Genomic DNA, 18,807 nt, shown 5'->3' with positions numbered 1-18,807 from the left:
TCGCTGCCGGAATTGATGCCGATATTGGTGAGCTTCGCCGCCTGCTTGCGCAGCTTGCTCGCCTCCTTCAGGTCGCGCTCGCGCCTGGCCGAAGCGGCCGCGTCGATCTCGGCCAGCGCCGCGCGCGCCTTGCTGTAGGGCAGGGCGAACTCATGCGAGGCGTCGGGCCTCAGGAACAAGGTCCGGTTGGTGCAGGCATCGAGGAAATCGCGGTCATGGCTGGCGATGACGACCGGGATCTGCTGCAAGGCACTCTGGACCCAGCTCTCGAGCTGAAACAGCTTCGTCAGATCGAGATGGTTGGTGGGCTCGTCCAGCAGCAGCGCATCGGGTTGCGTCACCCAGCAGCGTGCGATCAGGGCCAGGCGTTGCCAGCCGCCGCTGAGGGCCCGCACCGGGCGGTCGCGCAAGGCGGACGGTGTCTCGAACTCGTCGAGCGCCACGTCGGCGCGCCAGCTCTGGCTCTCGCGCTCTTCGGGCGGCAAGGCCCGACGGATCGCTTCGTAGAGCGTGAGATCCAGGAGCGAGGCCGGGACGTCCTGCTCGACGAAGCCGATGCGAAGCCCGCGCGAGCGATGGATTTCCCCGCTGCTGGGTTCGGCCTGGCCGGCGAGGCAGCGCAGCAGCGTGGTCTTGCCACCGCCATTGCCGGCGACGAGGCCGACGCGGTCGCCGTCGCCGACGACGAGGTTGAGATCCGTGACGAGAGGCGTGCCGATCAAGAGGCTGACATGGCGGAGACTGAGGGAGCCCATGATGTTTTCTCTGGTGGGGCCGGCGCCGCTCGAGGAGGCGGCGCGGGCCGAGGCCGGATGGCGGCTATCGAGGGCGCGCGACACAGGCGCGTTCGACAGCCACGAAGGGCAGACCAGAGTCGGATGGGGCTAAGACGCCGTCAGATCCCGCTTTTGGCCAGCCCTGCGAGACAATTGCCGCAGGGCCGACACGGGGCCACGCTGACGATGGTGACTGAAATAGACGTCCACGCAGCCCTCCTTATTCTTTCGATTGCGAAAACGGCGAGACCATAACGATCCGCCGGGGTCGATGCAATCCTGACGGCAGCCGGGGGTGTGAATGAGCTTGAAAGTAAGGTGGTTTTACCTTACATTATGACGTCAACATGAGGTCATTCCCATGAGTACGCTCACCGTCACCGCCAAAGGGCAGGTTACGCTCCGCAAGGATATTCTGAAGCATCTCGGTATCCGCCCCGGCGAGAAAATCACCGTGGACAAGCTTCCTGATGGCCGGATCGAGGTGAAAGCAGTCCGGCCGAGCGGCGAGATTTCGGACGTCTTCAATTTCCTGAAGCGGAAGGATGGCCCCTCTTTGTCGATCGAGGAGATGAACAGGATTACCGCCCGGGGCTGGGCCGGCAAGCGATGAAGATCACGGCCGATACCAACGTCCTCGTCCGGGCCATGACGGGCGACAACGCGCAGCAGAGCAAAGCGGCGCAGGCCGGGCTGGCAAAGGCGGATGTCATCGCGCTGGCGCTGCCGGCGCTCTGCGAGCTGGTTTGGGTCCTGTCCCAGGGCTACAAAATTCCGCCAGCCGAGATTGCCGAAGCCATTCGCCGCTTGATGAATGGCGCGAATGTCGTGGTGAATCGCCCCGCGGCGGAAGCGGGGCTGGCGCTGCTGGATGCAGGCGGCGATTTCGCCGATGGCGCCATCGCCTATGAAGGAAGCTGGCTTGGCGCGGAAAGCTTTGTTTCCTTCGACAAAAGGGCCGTGACCTTGATGAAGGCAAAGGGCGAATCGGCCACCCTGCTGTCGTAAAGGGGTTCGCCAGGTCAAGCGGGAAACTCGCCGCGCCACGTTTTTGCCCCGGCCTCCGGGTCTCCTATCGGTTGAATCGATCCCCCGCTCGCCTAGACTGTCCGGTCGTAGGCGGGGGTATTTGTTGGGGGTAGCCATCATGAATCGCGTGTGGACTCGGTGCGGTTCGCGCCGTGCTTTCGGCCGTCTGGCCGTGCTGGGGCTGATGCTGGCGGGGTCGCTGTCGCTGGCGGCTTGCGACACCTTGAACAAGGCCCTCAATCCGGCCCCGAAGCTCACCGACCAGGACATCACCGACGCCTATATCTATCTGCTCGGCCGCGAGCTGGTGGTGCGCCAGGAGCAGCTCGATCTCGGATCCGACTTCAAATGGAACCAGGTCAATCACCGCGATCCCGGCGGCGTGACCTGGGCCAATCCCAATCTCGACGTCGCCTATAGCGAGGCCTGGATCGCGATCGACGAATCCAGCTGCACCATGGTCACGCTGCCCAGCATCAAGGACCGCTATTACACGGTGCAGGTCCTCAATGGCTGGGGCGAGACCGTCGCCAACATCAACGAGCGGACCTATCCGGAGCATCCTTCCGGCCAGTTCGCGCTCTGCCTCAAGGGCGCCAATGTGCTGCTGGAGAGCAGCGTCCAGCGCGTCGACCTGCCGAGCCGCAAATCGCGCATCCTGATGCGCATCGAGCTCGGTGCCGATCCGGCCACGGCGATCAAGCTGCAGCGCAAGACGACGATGATCGCGACCGGCACGCCGGTGATTGCGCCCACCTTCGACCAGCCGAATTTCGCCAACGACGCCCTGCCGGGCGTCGATGCCTTCGACCGGGCCGAGGCGCTGCTCGCCACCGAGCCCGACATCAATCCCGGCATGGAGGCGATCCAGGCGAAGGTGCATGCGGTGGCGGCCGCCGCCGCCGATCCCAAGCAGCGCGCCCATATCGAGCAGGTGATCCAGGAACAGTCGATCCCGGCCTTCTATGCCGACCAGGAAAAGCTCGGCACCATCCAGAATGGCTGGATGCGGCCCAGCACCATCGGCAATTACGGCTCCGACTATGCCAGCCGCAGCCTGGTGGATTTCGCCGGCATCTGGGCCAACAACAACCAAGAAGCGGTCTATTTCAAGACCAACACCGACGGCGACGGCACCAAGCTCGACGGCGGCACCGTCTATACGATGACCTTCCCCAAGGACCAGCTCCCCGGGAGCCTGGCGCATTACTTCTGGTCGGTCGTCGCGGTGGATTCGGTCAAGTTCCAGGTGATCGACAACCCGCTCAAACGCTACCTGCTCAACAACCAGTCGAAGCTGAAGGCCAACGCGGACGGCTCCCTGACCCTGGTCTTCGCGCCCAAGCGGCCCCCCGGCACGCCCAAGACCAACTGGCTGCCGACGCCGGAGGGCGAGAACTACAATCTCACCTTCCGCTTCTACGGGCCCGGCCCGGCGATCACGGCAGGCGAGTATTTCCCGCCGCCCCTGGTCAAGAAGGAATAGGCCTCCCTCGTCCGATGGATGCTTGCGCGAGGAGGGGCGAGCCCGCGAGAATGCGTCTCGCATGGCCCGCCCCGATCCCACTCCCGATCCCGAGACGCTCGCGCTGATGGCGCTGGCCTATATCGCCGGCGACAGCAACCTGCTGGAACGCTTCCTGTCGCTTTCCGGTCTCGATCTGGAGGGGCTGAAGGCGCGCGCGCAGGACCCGAACCTGCTGGGCGCCATCCTGGATTTCCTCCTGGCCCACGAGCCCGATCTCATGGCCTTCGCGACCGACAGCCAGGTGCTGCCCGCGAGCATCGCCGCCGCGCGGCGCAAGCTGCCGGGCGGGGCCGTCATCGACTGAATCGAAGATCGCCGGGAGGCGGAAAGGGCCGGCCTGAGCTCAGGGCACCGCGGCCTGCGTCACCGCATCGAGCTCTGGCGCCTTGCTCTTCAGCATCGCCTCGGCCCGGGTATCGGCGCCAGAAGGAAGCGACGCCAGCGTCGGATTCAGCACCCAGGCCGCCACATCCTCGCGCACCACATCGCCTTCGAGATCGCGCAGCAGCATGTGATAGCCGGACTGGTAGATCGCGATGCGCGGCCGCTCGGGCGGCGGCGGCAGGCGGCGCAGCATGGTCATCGCCGCGCTCGAAGGCAGCACCTGCTCGCGCTGGCCATAGAGCACGAGGGCGCGGGTCTTGAGATCGGGGGCCGCGGCCAGCGCGCGATCCATGAGATCGACCAGCCCATAGACCGTGTCGACACGGGTCTCCTTGATCACATGCGGATCGGCGCCGAGCGCCCGCAGCATCTTTATATTGTCCGACGGCTTCACATTGAAACCGCCGCCGCTGACCGTGAGCCAGGGCACGGTGTGGGCGAAGAACCAGAGCGCGCCCGATCCGACCGGCCCCTGTAACTCGCGGCCCCAGATCGCGGGGGCTGCCAGGATCACGCCGTCGCATTCGGGCGGATTGGGCGCCGTCTCGGCGGTCATGATCAGGGCGCCGCCCATGCTTTCGCCCAGGAGATAGAGCGGGGTCCCGGGATAGCGCGCGCGGATCAGGGACGTCGCGCTGCGCAGATCCTCCACCATGGTGTCGGTACCGGGCCAATAGCCGAAATCGGGCGCATAGCCGAAGCCGCGCTGGTCATAGGCGAAAGTGGCGATCCCGTCTGATGCCCAGCTCGCGGCCGGCTCCTCGAACGACTTCGAATAGTCGTTGAAGCCATGCAGCGCCAGGATGATGGCGCGCGGCTGGCCTTCGGGCATCCACTGGCGCAAGGGGAGTGCGGCGCCGTCTGCCATCACCAGCTTGTCATTGTCGAAATGCGGGCTCGTCACGGGCGGTCCCTCCGCCATGACGGTCGGGCTGCAGGCGCTCATCGCCATCGCGCTCAGCAACAGCAGCCCCGCCAGGAGCAGCGGCACGAGACGCCGGCGATGAAGCGCGCGGATCAAGAGCGGCGACCTCGTGCAGCGGACGTCGCGTTGAGATCGACGTCGTCGCGGCGCGTCAGCTGCAGGAAGATATCCTCGAGATCGGTCTCGAGCGTGGAGATGTCGATGACCTCGATGCCGGCGCTCTGCAAGGCCGCCAGGATCTCGGCCACCTTGGTGGCGCTCGGGCGATAGCGCAGGCGCAGGCGGCGCGGGTCGAGCAGCGCCGCGTCCCAGCGGGCGAGTGCTGCCGGCGGCTCGGCCAGATCGCGGCCGGTGATGAAGACGATCTCCTTGCTGTCGAGGCGTGCCAGCAGGGCGCCGGTCGTGTCGCAGGCGATGAGCTTGCCGTGATTGATGATGGCGATGCGCCCGCAGAGCTCTTCCGCTTCTTCCAGATAATGCGTCGTCAGCAGCACGGTGGTGCCGGCGCGGTTGAGCTCGCGCACATAGGCCCAGAGCTGCTGGCGCAGCTCGACATCGACGCCGGCCGTGGGCTCGTCCAGCACCAGAACCGGCGGCGTGTGGACCATGGCCTTCGCCACCATCAGCCGCCGGCGCATGCCGCCCGAGAGCGAGCGCGCATAGGAATCGCTCTGCTCGGTCAGGCGCATGGCCGCCAGCAGGTCGGCGGTGCGCCGCTCGGCGCGCGGCACGCCATAGAGGCCGGCCTGCAGATCCAGAAGCTCGCGCGGGGTGAAGAAGGGATCGATGTTCAGTTCCTGCGGCACCACGCCGATCGCGGCGGCCACCTGGCGCGGCTCGCGGTCGAGGTCATGGCCCCAGACGCCGACCTGGCCGCTGGTCTTGTTCACGAGCTGGGCCATGATGTTGATCATGGTCGATTTGCCGGCACCGTTGGGGCCGAGCAGGCCGAACAGCTCGCCGCGCCCGATGGTCAGGTCGATGTCGAAGAGGGCCTGCTTGTCGCCGCCCTTCTTGCGCCGATAGATCTTGTTCAGGCCCTGGATCGAGACGGCCGCCTTCGCGGGATCGACCGCGGTGGCACCGGTCAGGGCCGTGCCGACAGTGGCATCGGGGCTGCGGGTCAGGCGGTTTTCGGCGGCGATGGCGGACAAGTGGCTGATCTCACGGATGATCGAGGAAGGCGGGCGGCACGGAAGAATATGGCCCTGCGGCGGGGGCTTCGGGAGCCCGTCCTGGCCGCGGCACCTTGCCTTGTCTGGGGGCCACGCCATGGGTATCATCCGCGCCGCTTGGGGGTCAACGCCGGGCGCTGCTCAGCGGGCGCCCGCCGCGGCCAAGACCCTGCCAGCATTACGGGATCGTCAGGCTCACAGGGCGCCAAGGCTATGTGGGTCTGCTTAAGAGAGTCGGAAGATCGAATGACAACGGCGACGCAGACCCGCGAGCCCTTCGAGACCATCCAGACCGACAGCCGGACGGTCGCTTGCGACGGCGGGGACGGCCCCCTGGGCCATCCGCGCGTCTATCTCGAGATCGGAGATTCCGGCAGCATCGAATGCCCCTATTGCAGCCGGCTTTATGTGCTGAAGCCGGGCGCCAAGGCCGGCGGCCACTGAGCCCTCGTCCGCTGCGCCGCCCTCTGTCCACCCGCCGACCGGCGCGGGCCTTTTCCCCCGGGATTTCGCCCGCCGATCATCCACCGCGCGAGGAGAGCCTGTCATGAGCGCGGCCAAGACCAGCCCCTCCGACGAGAAGGCCGACGCCAAGAAGCCCGATCACGTCTTCCTGATCGACGGCTCCGGCTATATCTTCCGCGCCTTCCACGCCCTGCCGCCGCTGACGCGCCCCGACGGGACGCCGGTCAATGCGGTGCTGGGCTTCACCAACATGCTGCTGAAGCTGGTCTCGGACACGGATGCGGAATATATCGCCGTGCTGTTCGACACCGCGCGCAAGAATTACCGCAACGACATCTATCCCGCCTACAAGGCGCATCGCCCGCCGCCGCCGCCCGAGCTGATCCCGCAATTCGCGCTGATCCGCGAGGCGACCACGGCCTGCAATGTGCCCCAGCTCGAGATGGAGGGCTTCGAGGCCGACGACCTGATCGCCACCTATGCGCGCCAGGCGGCCGAAGCCGGCGCGCAAGTGACCATCGTCTCCTCCGACAAGGACCTGATGCAGCTGATCGGCCCGCGGGTCAGCATGCTGGACCCGATCAAGAACCGGCCGATCGGCCCCGCCGAGGTCGAGGAGAAATTCGGCGTCGGCCCCGACAAGGTGGTCGAGGTCCAGGCGCTGGCCGGCGATTCCACCGACAATGTGCCGGGCGTGCCCGGCATCGGCGTCAAGACTGCGGCCGAGCTGATCAAGACCTACGGCTCGCTCGAGGAGCTCCTGGCGCGGGCCGGCGAGATCAAGCAGCCGAAGCGGCGCGAAGCCCTGCAGCAGAATGCCGAGCTCGCGCGCATCAGCCGTCAGTTGGTGCTGCTCAAGAATGACGTGCCGGTGAAGCAGCCTTTTACGGCTTTCGCGCGGCGCGAGCCCGATGCGGCGCTGCTGGTGCCGTTCCTCGAGGAGAATCAGTTCCGTTCCGTGCTGGCACGGGTCCAGGGCCAGTTCGCCAAGAAGAGCGCGGGCGACGCAGCGGTGGCGGATGGCGGCGGCAAGGGCCATGCGGCGGCCAAGCAGGCGGCGGCCTCGGCCAAGCCCACCGGCGACGCAGCCTATGAGCTGGTCACGACCGAGGCGCAGCTCGCCCAATGGGTCGCGGCGGCGCAGGCGAAGGGCTCGGTCGCATTCGACACAGAGACGACCTCGATCGATCCGATGCAGGCCTCGCTGGTGGGATTCTCTCTCGCGATCGAGACCGGCCGCGCCTGCTATGTGCCGGTCGGTCATCGCGGCGGGCCGCCGCAGGGCCAGCTCGATCTCGGCGGCGACGGTGAAGGCGGATTGCTGCCCAATCAGATCCCCTTGGCGAAGGCGGTCGCCCTCATCAAGCCGATGCTCGAAGATCCGTCGGTGTTGAAGATCGGGCAGAACATCAAATACGACATGACGATCATGGCGGCGCACGACATCGCCATCGCGCCCTATGACGACACCATGCTGATCTCCTATGCGCTCGCGGGCGGCGCCCACGGCCATGGCATGGACGAGCTCTCCGAGCTGCATCTGAACCACCGCACGATCCATTTTGAGGAAGTCGCCGGCACCGGCAAGGCGCAGGTGACTTTCGATCGCGTGCCGCTCGACAAGGCCTTGGCCTATGCGGCCGAGGATGCCGACGTGACCTTGCGGCTGCATCAGGTGCTGAAGCCCCAGATGCTGGCCGAACGTCTCGCCACCGTCTACGAGACCATCGACCGGCCGCTGGTGCCGGTGGTGATGGCGATGGAGCGCGCGGGCGTCAAGCTCGACCGGAAGGTGCTGCAGGATCTCTCCGCCGACTTCGCGGGACGGCTGGTGGAATTGGAGAAGCAGATCCACAAGCTCGCCGGCCGTGAGTTCAACATCGGCTCGCCCAAGCAGCTGGGCGAGGTGCTGTTCGACGAGATGAGCCTTGGCGGCGGCAAGAAGGGCAAGACCGGCGCCTATGCGACCGGCGCCGACGTGCTCGAGGAGCTGGCGGCACAGGGTCACGATCTGCCGGCGCGCGTGCTGGACTGGCGCCAGCTCTCCAAGCTCAAGAGCACCTATACGGACGCATTGCAGGAGCAGATCAACGCCAGGACCGGCCGGGTCCATACCAGCTTCGCGCTGGCGGCGACCTCCACGGGCCGCATCTCCTCGACCGATCCCAATCTGCAGAACATCCCGATCCGCACCGAGGAGGGCCGCAAGATCCGCCGCGCCTTCGTCGCCGAGAAGGGCTGGGTGCTGCTCTCGGTCGACTATTCGCAGATCGAGCTGCGCCTCGCGGCCCATATGGCCGACGTGCCGCAGCTGAAGCAGGCCTTCCGCGACGGCGTCGACATCCATGCCATGACCGCGAGCCAGGTCTTCGGCGTTCCCGTGCAAGGCATGGATCCGATGGTACGGCGCCGCGCCAAGGCGATCAATTTCGGCATCATCTACGGCATCAGCGCCTTCGGCCTGGCGGCCCAGCTGGGCATCCCGCAGGGCGAGTCGCGCGCCTATATCGACGCCTATTTCAAGCGCTATCCCGAGATCCTGGGCTATATGGACCGCACCAAGAAGTTCGCGCGCGAGAAGGGCTATGTGCTGACGCTGTTCGGCCGCCGCTGCCATGTGCCGGGCATCCTCGACAAGAATCCGGCGCGCCGCTCCTTCATGGAACGCGCCGCGATCAACGCGCCGCTGCAAGGCACCGCTGCCGACATCATCAAGCGCGCCATGATCCGCGTGCCGGCCGCGCTCGCCGACGCCCATCTCAAGGCCCGCATGCTGCTCCAGGTCCATGACGAGTTGCTGTTCGAGGTGCCTAAGGCCGAAGCCAAGGACACCGCGGCCCTGGTGAAGAAGGTCATGGAAGGCGCCTGCGCGCCCGCGATCGAACTCGACGTGCCGATCGTTGCCGAGACCGGCACCGGCGACAACTGGGCCGACGCGCATTAGAGGATTCCGTCGTCGCCGCTTGTTTCTTGTCCCTTCCCCCCTTGAGGGGGAAGGCTAGCATTACAGTTGCATTTTAGTGTGAGGTCTGAATCTATGGGCCCCCATGAATCGGAGGATCATGGATGGCAGGAGCATCGATCGAGACGACGCTTGAGCTGTGGGCGTCGTCGTTGCGGGATGTGAAAGCGCGAATTCGCCCCTTGTTCGCTCAGGACCGGGTTGCGGCATCGGCAGGTCAGTTTCTGGATGGTCTTTTGGGGAACGAACCCCGCAAGACAGGCTGGATGCGCGCAGAATCGGCCGGCGATTCCGGCCCGTGGCGCCAGCAGGCAATCCTGGGCCGTGGCCGGTGGGACGCGGATGCACTGCGCGACATCGTGTGCGATTACGCGCTGGAGACGCTTGCCGATGAGGATGCGGTTCTTGTCATCGACGAGACGGGCTTTTTGAAGCAGGGCAAGGCGTCGTGCGGTGTTACGCGCCAGTACACGGGCTCGGCGGGCAAGATCACCAATTGCCAGATCGGCGTGTTCGCCTCCTATGTGTCGCGCCACGGCCATGCCTTCATCGACCGGGCGCTTTATTTGCCGAAGGAGTGGACGGACGCTCCCGATCGCATGAAGGCGGCGCATGTACCGGAGGACGTGGATTTTGCCACGAAGCCCCAGATCGCGCGCGGGATGATCGCGCGTGTGATCGCCGCAAAGGTGCCGTTCTCCTTCGTTGCAGCGGACAGCGTATATGGCACGGGAGACATCGAAACTCTCCTCCGCCAGGCGGGCAAGGGCTATGTCCTGGGCGTTGCCGCCAACCACGTGTTCCGTTCCTGGGGCAAGAAGCAGCTCGTTGGCGGCGCCGCCGCGAAGATCGCGCAAAATCTTCCCAAGACCGCCTGGCGGCGCCTGTCAGCCGGCGAGGGGACCAAAGGCGCGCGCCTGCATGACTGGGCCTATGTCGAACTGGCCGATCTCGACGCCGGCGAATACAACGGCACTCTTTCGGGGCAGTGGACGCGAGGTCTTCTGATCCGCCGCAACATCGCCGACGGCGATCTCGCCTTCTTCTCCACCTGGTGTCCCAAGGGCACATCGATAAAAAAACTGGTATTGGTCGAAGGCCATCGCTGGGCCATCGAGGACAGTTTCGAAACCGCCAAGAACGAACTCGGCCTCGATCACAACGAGACCCGCTCCTGGCACGGTTGGCACCGGCATGTCTCACTCGTCATGCTCGCCTTCGCCATGATGGCCGTCATCCGTCATCAGGCCAATGCCGTACCGCTCAAAAAAACAGCGCCACGTCTTCGGCGGCGCTCCTGATCCGCTGGTCGATCCAGGAAATCCGCCGCATCGCCCGCAAGCTCGCCCAACGGCGCATCCAGCCCGCCCACGTCATCGCATGGTCGCTCTGGCGGCGCGCTCATCAAGCCGAGGCCCGCCGCGCCCATCTCAAAAAGAAAAAGCAACTGTAATGCTAGGAAGGGGGGTGCCAAGCACTCGGTGCATCGCGTGGCGGCGCCCCTCCCCCTACCCCCTCCCGCAAGGGCTATCGGATTCACACATCTCAAAAATCGACTCTGTATCAAGCCCTTACAGTTGGCTCAGCGTGGGCAGACTTCGACGTCCTGAGTAGGTGCGGTCTTTGAAATGACTCGTCTTTTTCCGACCGATCGGCGTAGACGGACGAGATGTGTGAATGCCATAGCCGCAAGGGGAGGGGGCGAGAAAACTTTTGCTATCTCGCCTTCTAATCGTTGCGACTTACTCGCCGCACCCGTCCTGCTTGAACGGACTCTCCGCCGCCATCATGCCGATCTCAGCGCGTACCGCTGCCGTCTCGCGCTTCAGGAAATTCGCGACTGCCGAGCGCAGACCCCGGTCGGCGATCCAATGCGCGCTTACCGTCTCGACCGGAAGATAGCCGCGCTGCACCTTATGCTCGCCCTGCGCGCCGGCTTCGACCACCTTCAGGCCGCGCGCGATCGCGAACTCGATCGCCTGGTAGTAGCAAGCCTCGAAATGGAGGAAGGGGATCTCCTGCGTGGCGCCCCAATTGCGGCCATAGAGCCGCTCGCTGCCGATCAGGTTGAGCGCGCCCGCGACGAAGCGCCCTCCGGCTTCCGCCAGCACCAGCAGGACCTGGTCCGCCATGCGCTCGCTGAGCAGGCTGAAGAAAGAGCGCGTCAGATAGGGCGTGCCCCATTTGCGGTCGCTGATGGCCTGATAATGGTGGAAGAAGGCGTCCCAATGCTTCTCCTGGATGTCGCGTCCGGTGAGCGGCAGGAGCGTCACGCCGGCCTCGGCCACCTCGCGGCGCTCGCGTTTGATCGCCTTGCGCTTGCGCGAGGAGAGATCGCCCAGGAATTCCTCGAAGCTGCCATAGCCGCGATTCTGCCAGTGGAACTGATAGCCGCGCCGCAGCAGGAACCCGACCTCGGCCAGCGCCGCCGCATCCTCCGCCGGGAGGAAGGTCGCATGCAGGGACGAGACCTTGAGCTGCTCGGCCGCGGCCACCAGCGTGGCGGCGAGGATGTCGCGATAGCGGCCCGCGTCCTCGGCGGGGCGCAGCAGCAGGCGGGGTCCGGGCACCGGCGTGAAGGGCACCGAAAGCTGCAGCTTGGGATAATACTGCCCGCCGGCGCGCTCATAGGCCTCGGCCCAGCCATGATCGAAGACATATTCGCCGTAGGAATGGGCCTTGAGATAGAGCGGGGCGGCCGCCCGGGCCTTGCCGCCGGCATCCTCGATCAGCAGATGGCGCGGAATCCAGCCGCTGTCGCCGCCGACCGAGCCGCTCTCCTCGAGGGCGCTCAGGAACCGGTGCGAGACGAAAGGATTGCCGGTACCGGCGCAGGCGTCCCACTCGGCCGCGGGAATGTCCGCAATCCGCCCGAGCAGCCGCGCCTCGATCCGTTCGCCGTCATCAGCCATGGGAGGATGGGCCGCCAGGGGACGTGGACATCTGCCTCAAAGGATGGGGCGCCGCGGCGCTTCCGACAACCCCGATCTGGCGGCCCTTTGCCCCGAAAATCCTGCCGCATTTCCGCCCCAGCCCTCGTGATATGATTTCGGCCGTCCCATGAGCCCTGTCCGATGGCGCATACCGGTCGGTCTGATGGCGGCCCTGCTGCTGGCTTGCTTGCTGGCGGTTGGACCGGCGACCGCGGATTCTCGCGAGGACCAACTGGGCGAGGCCTGGGCTGCCTATGACGCCGGCGACGATGCCACGGCGCGGGCGCTGTTCGAATCGCTGGCGAACGAGGGCGATGCCGAGGCGAATTACGGCCTGGGGTTGATGGACTCCGCCGGCCGTGGCGCGCCGCGCGACGAGGCGGCCGCGGCCGAGCATTTCTCGACGGCGGCCAATGCCGGCATCGCAGGTGCGCAAGACGCGCTGGGCTATGCCTATGATTTCGGCCTGGGCCTCCCGCTCAACCACGATCTCGCCGAATATTGGTATCAGCGCGCGACCGATGCCGGCGTCGTCAATGCCAAGAACAATCTCGCCTATAGCTGGATCGATTCCGGCCGGAACATCGATCAGGCCCTGGCGATGCTCCAGGATGTGCTGAGCGCGGTGCCCAACGAGCCGGCTTATCTGGACTCCTACGGATGGGCGCTCTATCAGCTCCGGCGCTATCCCGAGGCGCTTCATTATCTCTGCGATGCGGCGATGCATGATCCGGGCCATCCCGAAGTGCAGGCGCATCTGGGCGATGCGTTCTGGCAGATGGGGCAGACCAGCCAGGCGGTGCAGCAATGGCAACGCGCGCTCGATCTCGCCGATCGGCCGGATGAGCTCAGCGACAGCGGCGCCGATTTCCTCAACGGGTTCGGCTTGAAGGCTTGGAAGAACGATCTGATCGGCCGATTGATGCGCGCCGGTAACCGGGCAGGGCCCTCGGAAGATGCGGTTCCGCTCCCCACGGCTTGTAACGAGCCGCCGATCTCCTAGATCGCAGCCTCAACCCCACCCCTCTCATTTGATCGGCGCGCAGGCCACGCGATCGCCGGAGCCACCGATCGGCTGGGTCATGTAGTCGTCGGGATTGGCATGGATCACGACCGCCGATCCGTCGGCGTCGAGCAGGGCCGGGCGGTTGCCCGAGCCTTTCAGCGACACCAATGTCGAATAGAGCTCGACCGTCACGTTGCCGTCGGCCGCCACATAGAGGTTCGGCAGATCGCCATCGTCATTGGCCTGCGGATTGAGCAGCCCGTGAGTCACCGGCGTCATGCTGTGGACATGGGCGCCCGCGCTCTTGAAGGTCGGCCCCGAGCAATCGGCCTTCTCGTGGAAATGCACCCCATGCCAGCCCGGCGTCAGGCCCTTGGCGGTGATGCGCAGCAGAACGCCATTGGGCGCATCGGTCACGGTGATCTTGCCGATCATGCCGCCATCGGCGCCCACGAGGTCGCTGGACTGGCTCGTGGCCGCCCGGGCCGTGCCGATGGCGAGGCCGAGGGCGAGCAATGTCATCGTCAGGCGGGGAAGACAGGTGCGGATCATGGGGTGACCTCGAGAGAAGAAGTTTGGCGCAGTTGATAAGCGGTGAGCGCGAGGGCGGCGTTCCCATGACGCGGGGAAAATATCTGCCGCCTTCGATCGCGAAACACGCCCGACGCCGCAAGGCAGAGTCAAGGACCAGCTAAACCTAGGGGCTAGAGTAGGATAGAACGATCCCGCTCATTACCGCGATGTCAGCTATAGCCGAACCGGGCGAGGGCGGGCCTGGCGGCTTCGGTGATGGCGCGGGCCTTGACAGGATCGAGCTGACGCCAGCGCCCGATGCCGGCCGAGGGCTTCACGCCGCCGGCCAACCGCTCCAGCAAGTCCGGGGCGAAAGACGCGCCGAGGAAATCGAACAGGGCCCGGAGCGTCGCCCGGGGATCGCGGCAGAGATCCTCATAGCGCAGGACCCAATGGCGCCCGGCGATATGGTGTCGGCACCAGTCGGCCGCTTCGAGATTGGCCTTGGCCCAGAGCCGCGCCGCCGGAACCGCCAGATCGGGCGGCAAGGTCTCGCCATGAAGCGGTTCATGATAGCGCCGCAACTGGCCCTGATTGCCCGAGAGCGCCATGTCGCGGCCGTCGCGGATCATCTGCACGAAGGCGAAATCGGGCAGCTGCTCATGGAAGAAGGGCAACATGAAGAGCGTGCGCGGACCCTTCAGCCCCCAGGCGCCGCCGCCGCCCGTATGATGCTGGAGATAGCTCGCCAGCGTGGCTTCGAGATCGAGCTGCACCCGGCTTCGCAGCGCCGGGGGAACCTGATCGAGCTCATAATCCACCCGGTGCGTGGCGGCCAGGACTGGTGCGATTTGGCGGTCGAAGAAATCGGCCAGCTCGACCGAATCCCCCGTCCCCAACGTGTCATAGCCCATATAGAAGCCGGCGGCGGCCAGCGCGTCGCGCAGGACGCGCGTGCCGGAACCGCCGCTGGCACCGATCAGGACCGGACTGAGCAAGGCGATGCGCGCTTCGCGAGCGACGTCCGGGCTTGCGATCACGCGATCTCGAAGATCGCGTCGACCTCGACCGCGACATTGAGCGGCAGCGTGTTCACGCCGACGGCGGAGCGGGCATGCTTGCCGGCATCGCCGAAGACCTCGACCATCAGGTCCGAAACGCCGTTGGCGACCTTCGGCTGGTCGTAGAAATCGTCGGCCGAATTCACGAACACGCCGAGGCGCACCACGCGCTTCACCCGGTCGAGGTCCCCGCCCAGGGCCGCTTTGAGCTGGGCGATGATATTGAGCCCGCAGATCCGCGCGGCCTGCTGGCCCTGCTCGACCGCGAAATCCTTGCCAAGCTTGCCGGTGAATTTGAACTCGCCATTCCACACCGTCACTTGGCCCGCGAGATAGGCGAAGCCGTTGGCGATCACGACCGGCACATAGTTCGCCACGGGCGCCGCGGCTTTGGGCAGTTCGATCTTCTTGTCGGCGAGAATCTTGTCGATGCGTCCGGTCATGGCCAGGGTCTCCCTATGGGTCGAGGTAAGGCGCGAAACAGGGGGCGGAGCATAGCGGCTCGACCGCCGCCCTTCCAGACCGTCGCCCAGCCTCCTTTCGCGTCTTGTGGGCCCAGACGGGAAGGGGTTTAGTCTGGCCCAGGCCGGTGCCCAGGGGCCTCTGGGCGCGGAGACGAGGCCGATGGCACGAGGGCACTGGGGGCGATATGGCGAAGGACCAGAACGGAATCGCGCAGGAACTGATGCGCCAGCATCGCCAGCGCGAGAAATTCAAGACCCTGTCGCCGGCCTGGCCGGTCGATGATCTGAAGACCGCCTATGCGGTGCAGGGCCGTTTCGTCGAGCTGATGCAGGCCGAGAGCGGGGCGGCGATCGCCGGCTACAAGATCGGCCTCACCACCAAGCGCATGCAGCATATGTGCGGGATCGACCATCCGATCGCCGGTGCGGTGCTGGCGAACCGCATCCATCGCAGCGGCGTCACGCTGGCGCTGGCCGATCACGTCCATCTGGGGCTGGAGTTCGAGATCTGCACGCGGGTGGGCCGCGACCTGCCGCCCGGCGATGCGCCCTATGACCGCGAGATGGTTGCCGATGCGGTCGATGCGGTTTGCCCCGCCTTCGAAGTGGTGGACGACCGCAGCGCCGATTACGCCGGGCTCGATGTTCGCTCGCTGGTCGCGGACAACAGCTGGAACGCCGGCGTGGTGTTCGGCGAGTACAAGACGAGCTGGCCGGAGCTCGCACCGGTCGAAGGCGTCGTGCGGCGCGACGGTGCGGAGATCGGCCGGGGCACCGGCGCCGACGTGCTGGGCCATCCCTTCGAGCCGCTGACCTGGCTCGCCAATCATCTGGCGGAACTGGGCCTCGGTCTCAAGGCCGGTCAGTTCGTCATGACCGGCAGTCTCGTCACCACACGCTTTCCGGCCGGGCCCGAGCGGTATGATTTCGATGTGTCGAATCTCGGGCATGTCGATGTGACGGTGCGCTGAGCAGGAAGGGAGCGCGATTCATGGATTACCGGATCAAGGGGCGCCGTGCCCTGGTGATGGGGGCGTCGCGCGGGCTCGGCCGGGCCGTGGCCGAGGCGCTGCTGGCCGAGGGTGTCGCGACCGCGATCTGCGCGCGCGATCCCGCACGGCTCGAGCGGACGGCGAAGGAGATCGGCGCCGTCGGCATTCCTTGCGATCTCTCGCAAGCCGGCGCCGCCGCGAGACTGGTTGACGAGGCGGCTCAGCGCCTGGGCGGTGCCATCGATATCCTGCTGGTCAACACCGGGGGGCCGTCGCCCGCGAGCTTCGACAAGATCGACGATGCGCAATGGCGCGCCGGCTTCGAAGCGCTCTGGCTCAGCGCGGTGGCGCCGATCCGCGCGGCCTTGCCGGGCATGCGGGCGCAGAGCTGGGGCCGGATCCTGCTGGTGACCTCGATCGCCGCGCGCGAGCCCCTGCCGAATCTGATGATGTCGAACGCGCTGCGGGCAGGCCTGCATGGCATGGTGAACGCGCTGAGCCGCGAGATCGGCCCCGACGGCATCACCGTCAACGCGCTGATGCCGGGCTATACGCTGACCGAGCGGCTGAAGGAGGCGGGCTTCAAGGCGGAGGAGGTGGCGAAGACCGTGCCGCTGGGCCGCATCGGCAGGCCCGAGGAGTTCGCGGCGCTCGCCTGCTTCCTCGCCTCCGAACCCGCCGGCTACATCACCGGCCAGGCCATCGCCTGCGACGGCGGGATGCTGCGCTCGATTTGACGGGCGCGCGCTGAGCGCGTCCCGTCATCCCGGCGAAAGAGCCTCAGCTCCCTTGCGACGGCCCTGTGGCACCCATGGGCTCGACCGGGACGTCGATGGTGATGCTGCCGGCCTTCTCGAAGGTCAGCGTCACGGGGAAGGTCTGCGCCGCCTCGAGCGGCTTCTTGAGGCCCAGTAGCATGATGTGGAGGCCGTTGGGCGCCAGCGTGACGGTGCGGCCCGGAGGCAGGTCGACACTGCCCACCAGCCACATCTGCGAGACGTCGTTCTCCACCTTCATATCGTGGACCTGGGCCTGGTCCGCTGCCGGCGAGGCAACATCGATGAGCTTGTCCGGCGTCGTGCTGGTGTTCTTGATGGTGAGATAGACGACGCCGTTGGGCGCAGCGCTCACCGTGGCGCGCGACCAGGGATCGTCGATCTGCAGGCCCCCCAGCTTGTAGTGATGGGTCTGGCCGGCGCTGGCGACGGCGATGAAAAGGGCGAGAAACCCGCCGAGCATGTCTCTGAGAATCATCGTTCGATCCCGTTCCTGAAGGGTCGAGGCGCCAGCGGCGGTCACGCCTGGGGTCAGCCCTGCTGCAGCAGCGGCTTCAATTTGTCGGCCATCTCGGCCGGGCTGTCGTCATAACGCAGCAGCGTTTCGTAGCGTCCGTCGGGCCGCATCACATAGATCAGCGTGCTGTGGTCCATCGTGTAGTCATTGCCCTGCGGCACCTTCTGATAGAAGGCGTGATAGGCCTTGGCGACGGCATCGATCTCGGCCAGCGTGCCGGTCAATCCAGTAATACGCTTATCGAAGGCGTCGACATAGCTCTTCATCACCTCGGGCGTATCACGCTCCGGATCGACCGTGATGAAGAGCGGATGCAGCTTGTCGCCGAGCGGGCCCAGCGCCTTCAGGGTCAGCGAGATGCGGTTCAAGGTCGTCGGGCAGACCTCCGGGCAGGAGGTAAATCCGAAGAAGACCAGTTTCCACTGCCCTGCATAATCGGCATCCGTGACCTTCTTGCCATCCTGATCGGTCAGGCTGAAAGGCCCGCCGATATCGGCGGCGGTGGTCTGGCCCGTCTCGCGGGACCGCCATTCGAGCAGCAGCACGGTGACGCTCGTCACGAAGATCGCGGCGGCGATCACCAGCCCGGCGAGGAGGAGGCCACGCTTCATCGGCGACAGAGTCTCCTTCAAGAGCCGTGCCGCAAGAGCAGGCGGCAGAGACGGGCGCAGCATATACCGGGTCGCAGGGCAGGGAAGACGAGAGAACTGCGGCAAGAACGCGCGGGAATCCAAGGGGATGTGCGGCTTTTGGTCTCTCTGGAAGTGCGGATTTCGACCCGACGCGATGACGCCGACGTCATCTTGACAGGTAGGTTGATATCAACATAATAACGTCATGTCGAAACGCGACGAAGTTCCCTACGAGATCACGCATCTGGTTCGCGACACCTGCCTCTGCCTCCATGTGCAGCGGGCGGCGCGGGCGGTGGCGCGGCGTTTCGACGAGGCCTTGCGGCCACTGGCCCTGACCAACGGGCAGTTCTCGCTGCTGATGTCGCTCAATCGCCCCCAGCCGCCCAGCATCGGCAGCGTGGCGCATCTCCTGGCGATGGACCGCACCACCTTGACGGCCAATCTCAAGCCGCTGGAGCGGCGGGGGCTGGTCACCGTGACTGTCGACGAGGCCGACAAGCGCAGCCGGCGCATGGCGCTGACCTCCGCGGGTCGTTCGCTCCTCGCCGCGGCCGTTCCGATCTGGAAGAAGACCCACGCGGCGATCGACCGCCTGCTGGGCGCTTCCAGCCCCGATCGGCTGCGCGGCGATCTGATGGCGCTTTCCTGATCCCATTCAAATTTTCT

20 protein-coding genes are annotated in these 18,807 nt (G+C 66.0%); 11 read left to right on the top strand and 9 right to left on the bottom strand.

Annotated elements, in window-relative coordinates:
- On the bottom strand, window positions 1–755 hold a 755-nt coding region (locus tag ACREE8_RS04690; RefSeq protein WP_431571816.1), incomplete at its 3' end, for an ATP-binding cassette domain-containing protein.
- A 382-nt stretch (window positions 756–1,137) separates the two neighbouring features.
- Between ACREE8_RS04690 and ACREE8_RS04685 the strand changes: the two genes are divergently transcribed.
- The 4 genes from ACREE8_RS04685 (at window position 1,138) to ACREE8_RS04670 (ending at window position 3,637) form a co-directional block, all read left to right on the top strand.
- Complete coding sequence (locus ACREE8_RS04685; RefSeq protein ID WP_431571815.1) at window positions 1,138–1,389, top strand: AbrB/MazE/SpoVT family DNA-binding domain-containing protein; 252 nt, start codon at window positions 1,138–1,140, stop codon at window positions 1,387–1,389.
- Window positions 1,386–1,784, top strand: a complete 399-nt coding sequence (locus tag ACREE8_RS04680) for a type II toxin-antitoxin system VapC family toxin (protein ID WP_431571814.1) — start codon at window positions 1,386–1,388, stop codon at window positions 1,782–1,784. Before ACREE8_RS04685 ends, ACREE8_RS04680 begins: the two co-directional genes overlap by 4 nt.
- 139 nt (window positions 1,785–1,923) lie before the next feature.
- Window positions 1,924–3,291 carry a DUF1214 domain-containing protein gene (locus ACREE8_RS04675; RefSeq protein ID WP_431571813.1) on the top strand — a complete coding sequence of 456 codons (1,368 nt, stop codon included), beginning with the start codon at window positions 1,924–1,926 and terminating at the stop codon, window positions 3,289–3,291.
- Window positions 3,292–3,352: 61 nt separating this feature from the next.
- Window positions 3,353–3,637: a DUF3572 domain-containing protein gene (locus tag ACREE8_RS04670; protein ID WP_431571812.1), complete on the top strand. Its 285-nt coding sequence runs from the start codon at window positions 3,353–3,355 to the stop codon at window positions 3,635–3,637.
- 39 nt (window positions 3,638–3,676) lie between these two features.
- Here the strand turns inward: ACREE8_RS04670 and ACREE8_RS04665 are convergent, their stop codons facing one another.
- Together ACREE8_RS04665 and ACREE8_RS04660 are read right to left on the bottom strand one after the other, a co-directional pair.
- Entirely contained in the window at window positions 3,677–4,738 is a 1,062-nt protein-coding gene (locus ACREE8_RS04665) for a lysophospholipase (RefSeq protein WP_431571811.1), read from the bottom strand.
- A complete protein-coding gene (locus ACREE8_RS04660; protein WP_431571818.1) occupies window positions 4,735–5,733 on the bottom strand; it encodes an ABC transporter ATP-binding protein in 999 nt (332 codons plus the stop codon). The genes ACREE8_RS04665 and ACREE8_RS04660 overlap by 4 nt, the downstream gene beginning before the upstream one ends.
- A gap of 330 nt (window positions 5,734–6,063) precedes the next feature.
- Between ACREE8_RS04660 and ACREE8_RS04655 the strand changes: the two genes are divergently transcribed.
- From ACREE8_RS04655 to ACREE8_RS04645, 3 genes are all read left to right on the top strand, one after another.
- Window positions 6,064–6,261, top strand: coding sequence for a zinc-finger domain-containing protein (locus ACREE8_RS04655; protein ID WP_431571810.1), 198 nt, complete (start codon window positions 6,064–6,066; stop codon window positions 6,259–6,261).
- Between the two features lie 103 nt (window positions 6,262–6,364).
- A complete protein-coding gene (gene polA / locus ACREE8_RS04650) occupies window positions 6,365–9,226 on the top strand; it encodes a DNA polymerase I (RefSeq protein WP_431571809.1) in 2,862 nt (953 codons plus the stop codon).
- 122 nt (window positions 9,227–9,348) lie between these two features.
- Window positions 9,349–10,545 carry an IS701 family transposase gene (locus tag ACREE8_RS04645; RefSeq protein WP_431571808.1) on the top strand — a complete coding sequence of 399 codons (1,197 nt, stop codon included), beginning with the start codon at window positions 9,349–9,351 and terminating at the stop codon, window positions 10,543–10,545.
- A gap of 441 nt (window positions 10,546–10,986) precedes the next feature.
- On the opposite strand, the gene ACREE8_RS04640 is transcribed toward ACREE8_RS04645, so the two are convergent.
- Window positions 10,987–12,156: a GNAT family N-acetyltransferase gene (locus ACREE8_RS04640; protein WP_431571807.1), complete on the bottom strand. Its 1,170-nt coding sequence runs from the start codon at window positions 12,154–12,156 to the stop codon at window positions 10,987–10,989.
- Window positions 12,157–12,304: 148 nt separating this feature from the next.
- Between ACREE8_RS04640 and ACREE8_RS04635 the strand changes: the two genes are divergently transcribed.
- The gene (locus tag ACREE8_RS04635; RefSeq protein WP_431571806.1) at window positions 12,305–13,180 is read left to right on the top strand and encodes a tetratricopeptide repeat protein; all 876 of its coding nucleotides are present in this window, start codon (window positions 12,305–12,307) and stop codon (window positions 13,178–13,180) included.
- 24 nt (window positions 13,181–13,204) lie between these two features.
- On the opposite strand, the gene sodC is transcribed toward ACREE8_RS04635, so the two are convergent.
- The 3 genes from sodC to ACREE8_RS04620 form a co-directional block, all read right to left on the bottom strand.
- Complete coding sequence (gene sodC, locus ACREE8_RS04630; protein ID WP_431571805.1) at window positions 13,205–13,735, bottom strand: superoxide dismutase[Cu-Zn]; 531 nt, start codon at window positions 13,733–13,735, stop codon at window positions 13,205–13,207.
- Between the two features lie 191 nt (window positions 13,736–13,926).
- Window positions 13,927–14,736: a sulfotransferase gene (locus ACREE8_RS04625; RefSeq protein WP_431571804.1), complete on the bottom strand. Its 810-nt coding sequence runs from the start codon at window positions 14,734–14,736 to the stop codon at window positions 13,927–13,929.
- The gene (locus ACREE8_RS04620) at window positions 14,733–15,200 is read right to left on the bottom strand and encodes a RidA family protein (RefSeq protein WP_431571803.1); all 468 of its coding nucleotides are present in this window, start codon (window positions 15,198–15,200) and stop codon (window positions 14,733–14,735) included. The genes ACREE8_RS04625 and ACREE8_RS04620 overlap by 4 nt, the downstream gene beginning before the upstream one ends.
- A gap of 206 nt (window positions 15,201–15,406) precedes the next feature.
- Between ACREE8_RS04620 and ACREE8_RS04615 the strand changes: the two genes are divergently transcribed.
- Window positions 15,407–16,192, top strand: a complete 786-nt coding sequence (locus ACREE8_RS04615; RefSeq protein ID WP_431571802.1) for a 2-keto-4-pentenoate hydratase — start codon at window positions 15,407–15,409, stop codon at window positions 16,190–16,192.
- A 20-nt stretch (window positions 16,193–16,212) separates the two neighbouring features.
- Window positions 16,213–16,950 (top strand): SDR family oxidoreductase, encoded by a 738-nt coding sequence (locus ACREE8_RS04610; protein WP_431571801.1) that lies wholly within the window; start codon window positions 16,213–16,215, stop codon window positions 16,948–16,950.
- A gap of 43 nt (window positions 16,951–16,993) precedes the next feature.
- On the opposite strand, the gene ACREE8_RS04605 is transcribed toward ACREE8_RS04610, so the two are convergent.
- The gene (locus tag ACREE8_RS04605) at window positions 16,994–17,467 is read right to left on the bottom strand and encodes a copper chaperone PCu(A)C (protein ID WP_431571800.1); all 474 of its coding nucleotides are present in this window, start codon (window positions 17,465–17,467) and stop codon (window positions 16,994–16,996) included.
- Window positions 17,468–17,520: 53 nt separating this feature from the next.
- Window positions 17,521–18,117, bottom strand: a complete 597-nt coding sequence (locus ACREE8_RS04600) for an SCO family protein (RefSeq protein WP_431571799.1) — start codon at window positions 18,115–18,117, stop codon at window positions 17,521–17,523.
- Window positions 18,118–18,343: 226 nt separating this feature from the next.
- Here ACREE8_RS04600 and ACREE8_RS04595 point away from each other — a divergent pair, with 226 nt between their 5' ends.
- The gene (locus ACREE8_RS04595; RefSeq protein ID WP_431571798.1) at window positions 18,344–18,790 is read left to right on the top strand and encodes a MarR family winged helix-turn-helix transcriptional regulator; all 447 of its coding nucleotides are present in this window, start codon (window positions 18,344–18,346) and stop codon (window positions 18,788–18,790) included.
- The last annotated feature ends 17 nt before the right edge of the window (window positions 18,791–18,807 follow it).

Origin of the sequence: Hypericibacter sp., assembly GCF_050729195.1 — a bacterium.
GTDB lineage: Bacteria > Pseudomonadota > Alphaproteobacteria > Dongiales > Dongiaceae > Hypericibacter.
This window is presented reverse-complemented; position numbering and strand designations above follow the sequence as displayed.

Bases quoted from the DNA above. Each gene is read 5' to 3' on its own strand.
- ACREE8_RS04685 (WP_431571815.1), top strand. From the start codon at position 1,138: ATGAGTACGCTCACCGTCACCGCCAAAGGGCAGGTTACGCTCCGCAAG.
- ACREE8_RS04680 (WP_431571814.1), top strand. From the start codon at position 1,386: ATGAAGATCACGGCCGATACCAACGTCCTCGTCCGGGCCATGACGGGC.
- ACREE8_RS04675 (WP_431571813.1), top strand. From the start codon at position 1,924: ATGAATCGCGTGTGGACTCGGTGCGGTTCGCGCCGTGCTTTCGGCCGT.
- ACREE8_RS04670 (WP_431571812.1), top strand. From the start codon at position 3,353: ATGGCCCGCCCCGATCCCACTCCCGATCCCGAGACGCTCGCGCTGATG.
- ACREE8_RS04655 (WP_431571810.1), top strand. From the start codon at position 6,064: ATGACAACGGCGACGCAGACCCGCGAGCCCTTCGAGACCATCCAGACC.
- polA (WP_431571809.1), top strand. From the start codon at position 6,365: ATGAGCGCGGCCAAGACCAGCCCCTCCGACGAGAAGGCCGACGCCAAG.
- ACREE8_RS04645 (WP_431571808.1), top strand. From the start codon at position 9,349: ATGGCAGGAGCATCGATCGAGACGACGCTTGAGCTGTGGGCGTCGTCG.
- ACREE8_RS04640 (WP_431571807.1), bottom strand. From the start codon at position 12,156: ATGGCTGATGACGGCGAACGGATCGAGGCGCGGCTGCTCGGGCGGATT.
- ACREE8_RS04635 (WP_431571806.1), top strand. From the start codon at position 12,305: ATGAGCCCTGTCCGATGGCGCATACCGGTCGGTCTGATGGCGGCCCTG.
- sodC (WP_431571805.1), bottom strand. From the start codon at position 13,735: ATGATCCGCACCTGTCTTCCCCGCCTGACGATGACATTGCTCGCCCTC.
- ACREE8_RS04620 (WP_431571803.1), bottom strand. From the start codon at position 15,200: ATGACCGGACGCATCGACAAGATTCTCGCCGACAAGAAGATCGAACTG.
- ACREE8_RS04615 (WP_431571802.1), top strand. From the start codon at position 15,407: ATGGCGAAGGACCAGAACGGAATCGCGCAGGAACTGATGCGCCAGCAT.
- ACREE8_RS04610 (WP_431571801.1), top strand. From the start codon at position 16,213: ATGGATTACCGGATCAAGGGGCGCCGTGCCCTGGTGATGGGGGCGTCG.
- ACREE8_RS04605 (WP_431571800.1), bottom strand. From the start codon at position 17,467: ATGATTCTCAGAGACATGCTCGGCGGGTTTCTCGCCCTTTTCATCGCC.
- ACREE8_RS04600 (WP_431571799.1), bottom strand. From the start codon at position 18,117: ATGAAGCGTGGCCTCCTCCTCGCCGGGCTGGTGATCGCCGCCGCGATC.
- ACREE8_RS04595 (WP_431571798.1), top strand. From the start codon at position 18,344: ATGTCGAAACGCGACGAAGTTCCCTACGAGATCACGCATCTGGTTCGC.